Source organism: Myxacorys chilensis (assembly GCF_059505265.1).
Genome location: NZ_JCACKG010000029.1, coordinates 1 through 2,094, shown reverse-complemented (window position 1 = coordinate 2,094; position 2,094 = coordinate 1). Strand labels below are relative to the sequence as shown.

Here is a 2,094-nt window from a genome sequence, read left to right as displayed (position 1 = left end):
GCGCCGGCGCCGCTGCCCGGCCATTGGATCGGCACTGGAACGTTGCCGACCTGCTGGGTCTGGACCACCTGCCCGTTGATATCGAGCAGCGCCATTTCGGCGGCGGCATCGAGTGCGGCATGGCTGATGGTGAGCGACACCTGCGGAGCGCTTGCCCCGGGCGGGAAGAATGCGTCGCGGATCTGGGAAGCTCGCTGGAACTCTCTCAGCGCGGAATTGGACAACTCCCGCCACAGCGCCGTGTCTTCCTTCCAGGTCCAGGTCTCGCCGCTCATGTCGGCCAAGGGCAACAGCTTTTGCGAAAAGAACTGGTCCATGACGCCATTGGGAGCAAATAGCCGGGCGAAATCGGCCATCGGCAGGTCGCGCTCACTCTCGGGCGAGAATGGATAAAGATTGGCGGTCAGTTGCTGGCACAGGCGGGTAACGGTGTTGGCGAGGTCATCGTTGAGCTGAGCCAGGCTGGAGCCTGCGGCGCTGCCTTCGAGGTCGGTTACTGCTGTGCGGACCATGCGCTGCAAAGGCGCGGGCAGGCGCGAGGCGCTCATGCTGAGGTTGGCCACGTGCAACTGGGTGGCGGCATTAGCCTGCCCTGCTTGCGAGGGGGTCATCGCTGCGACGACGAGGTTGCGATAAACCTCGTTGAGACTGTCGAGCACCGAATCGATCGGTGGCGGCTGCCCCTCCAGTAGCTGGGAGAACTGCTGGAACTGAGCCTCCACGTTGGCGCCAGGCACTTGCGTTGCAGGAGCGCTGGTCTCGTCGGGTCGGCCGCTTCCTTTTTGCAGCGCCAGGTTGATGCCGATCCGTGTAAGTCCGCTCGCCCTGCTGGCGAGGGTCTGAGCGGCAAGCGTTGTTGCCTGGCCCACGGCGCCCTCGATTGCCGCGGTGGGCGAGGCTTCGACAGGCGGCTCACGGGTCAGCGAGGTCTCGTCGCTGACGGCCTGGACCAGAGCCTTGAGCGGTGATGATGCCTTGTTGGACATCACCGACAGCACGATGTAGTCGGGCTTCTCGCCCGGCAGTGGCTTGAGCTTGAGGTTGTCGAGGACGGCGGTCCAGGCAGCGACGAAATCGCGCGAGTAGAGCGCCAGGAGCTTGGGTCCGAGTTGCTGGAACTCGCTTTCGGTCACCATGGCTTCCCCGATCTCACCGCGAACCCACTGCTCGCTGGCGAGTTGGTCGGCAATCGAGGAAAGCTCGGTGAGGAAGTGCTCGTGAAATCCGCGATAGGTGTAGAGCGCCGGAATGTTCATGGCGCCAAAGTCGCTGCCATCGACGGTCTCGAACACCAAGGCCGCTTCCGGCCCCGCGCGCGCCGCGACATTGAAGTCGTCGATCGGCACCGCGGGCGGCAAGGATTTGAGGTATTCGTAGGCCTGCTCGGCCAAGGTCAACCGGGTCAGGGTGCGCTGGGCGGAATCGATCAGCAGACCATTGAGCTCAAAGGTCGGCGGCTTGCCGTCGCCCAGACGCAGCATGGCCATTAAATGCCCGGAGAGATCCTCACGCGCGGCGCGGTTGTTGGGCCCAGGATAAAGGTTTTGTTCCCAATCCTCGCGGAACCAGGCGGCAATATACTCGCGATCCGTGACCGGCGCCTTGCCACCCAGCATCATGTAGACCTTGAGCGCTTCATAAGCTCGAATGGGATCGTTGAGGCTTGCTTCGAGCTGTGACTCTACGCCAAGAATGAGGCGCGACCGCAGCATGCGTTCGAGCGCTTGCCGGTACGCCGCTTCAGACGCAGCGACCAGCCGATCGCGCTGGCTGAGACCAAAGGTTTCACCCAACGGCGTAGGGTCGCCGGCTCGGGCGTAGCCAACCGGATTGTTGCGAACAAGATCAAGCGCAGGCAAGACCTTCATGGCGTCGGAGTCCGACACCGTGGAGGCGGTGAGCAGGTCGTCAGCCGATACGCGATAGTCGGCAACAAACTGGTCGGTGTCGTTTATCAGGGTCGAATTGGACAGATAGCTCCAGCCCCATAGGCCGGCGAGGACAAGGCCGATCACGACCGCCAGTCCGATATCGCCATAGCGTAGCGCGGCCGAGGAGCGAACGGCCCCCCGATCAAGTGAAAACCAACCGGTT

Annotated in this window: 1 protein-coding gene; it reads right to left on the bottom strand. The window is 63.1% G+C overall.

What is annotated here, in order from left to right; genetic code table 11:
* The coding region (tssM, locus tag AC5JLB_RS01585) for a type VI secretion system membrane subunit TssM (RefSeq protein WP_495872105.1) at nt 1-2,094 on the bottom strand (2,094 nt) is incomplete at both ends.